General features: G+C 30.3%; 1 protein-coding gene. It reads left to right on the plus strand.

Annotated elements, in window-relative coordinates; all coding sequences use genetic code 11:
• Positions 1 to 2,386 (plus strand): filamentous hemagglutinin N-terminal domain-containing protein (locus L8X36_RS08010; protein WP_263683320.1); only part of this gene is annotated, 2,386 nt, incomplete at both ends.

Below are 2,386 nucleotides of genomic sequence, written 5' to 3' on the forward strand. Positions count from 1 at the left end.
TATAGGTAAAGATGCACAGGTTAATTTTAAAGGAGATGGACAGCATAATTACCTAAACATTGCTCATGGTACAGATAAATCTACCATAGAGGGTGTATTAAACGCAGGTGGTAATAATGTCTTTTTAATTAATCCTAATGGGGTAATCATTACTAAAACAGGAACTATCAATGCTAATCGCTTTGTGGCTTCGACTTCGTCTTTAAAACCAGAAGACTTTGATAAATTTAAAGCACAAGGTGCAACTTTTTCTCCAGTATTTAAGCCACACAAAGCAGGTAATGTAGTAAATATGGGTACTATTAATGCTAATGATGTATTACTTATAGGGAATAAGATTTTAATGCAAGGATATCTTAATACAAAAGATAAAACTTTTAATCAAGTTACAGCATTTGATAAGGACAAAAAAGCAAATATACATTTGGTTGGAAACGAAGTGCATGCTGATATTGCTACTTTTAAAGATATAGAAAAACTAGCTATTACTGCTAAAAATAATGGATCTTTATATTTAAATGCTACAGGATATTATTATAATCCAACTTCATTTAAAAATTTTAATTATGAAATGAAAAGTTATAATAATGCACAAGATCAACATGGTAGACCAATTATAGTTCATCACAATAAAGATAATTTTAATAATGTAAAATATGTAGGCATAGGCTCTGATGTTGATTGGTGGCACTTTGCTAAAGGATGGAATGAAAATAAAGACGGTGTTTTTAGAGATACAGCTAGTGAGTATAGACTTACTAATGATATAGATTTTAATGGTAATCAGGGTAAAAACTATGCCAATTATTGTATAGATGGATTAGGTTGTACTTCTATGATAGTGGGAAGTATAATTGGAAAAGATTATGATTGGTCTAATCAGCTCGATGATGCTTTCAATAAAACATTTGATGGACAAGGGTACACTTTAGAAAATATAAATATGAATATAACTTCCAACTCATCGCTTGATAGTATAGGCATATTTGGAACAACCAATGGAGCTACCTTTAAAAATATCAACATAGATTATATGAATGGAGAGATAAAGTATTCTAATAACACACATCAAGATGGATCAATCGGTGGATTTGTAGGATATAGTCGCAATAGCACCATTGATAATATTTATCTTAAAAATATTGACAAGATAAGTGCAACAAATATTGGTGTAGTTGGTGGATTTACAGGAATGTGGAGTGCATATGAAGAAGAACAAGCAAATATATCCAATGTAACCTTAGAAGGTATAAAAGAAATTGATGTCACAAATGCGACTGGTAATATAGGTGGATTTGCTGCAATGCTACTAGGAGGGAATATAAAAAATATTTTTTTAGATGTAGGTGACATAACTATAAATTGCTTAAATAACGGCGACGGAGAAAGACAATACGGTGGTTTTGTTGGTTTTGGAAGTGGAAATATAAACAATATTTACATCAAAAATATTGGCGATATAAATATATACAGTCATGTTAATGACTATTTTCATATAGGTGGATTTGCTGGACATTTGGATGGCGTAATTTCAAATATTCATATTGGTTCTATTGGAAATATAATGTATACATCAAGCAATAATATTACTTCTAGTTATTTAGAAATAGGTGGCTTTTTAGGAAGTTCGATGCTATTAGGTGGACCTGGCCCAAAACTTACTATAGATAAAGTTGTTATCGATAAAATAGATGGTATTTTTATAAATAATACTTCACAGTCTTCATCCTCTGCTTTTTCTATAGGTGGTTTTGCAGGATATCTTTATAATATGGAATTGTCTAATATAAAAATTAAATCCATTGGAAATATTGACTATAAAGGAAATTTGCCACAATATTCATATATTGGAGGATTTTTTGGAGAAGCTAGCAATGGAACTTTCAACAACATAGCCATAAATAACGCAGAAAAAATTCAACTACAATATGGTACTTTTGGAGGTTTTGGTGGAAGGACTGATTGGTCTGCAAATTTTAAAAATATTTATATGTATTTTGACAAAGGTACGACCATAAATGGAACAATGGCTAATGGAAAATTTGTTGGCTATGTGGATGATAATAATCAAATTCAATTTGATAATGTTCACATTTACCATCATGAAAATGATTTAACCAATGCAACAGCTGATCAAGACTATTGGGGTAACACCAATAATAAAATTCAAATTCACACTTACAACGATAGTAATAAAGATGAAGTTTATAAAGATTTTCAAGATAAAGCTAATACTATATCCAAACCTATGCTTCCTATAATGCCACCACCGTCTAAACCATCTGATCCTACAGATCCAACCGATCCAAATGTCATCTTAGATACTGATGATATTATTAGTGAAGATATTATCAATCAAATCATATCCGAATTAAAAGATAAATTT

The sequence above is a fragment of the Campylobacter sp. CNRCH_2014_0184h genome (genome assembly GCF_025772985.1).
In the GTDB taxonomy this organism is placed as follows: Bacteria; Campylobacterota; Campylobacteria; order Campylobacterales; family Campylobacteraceae; genus Campylobacter_D.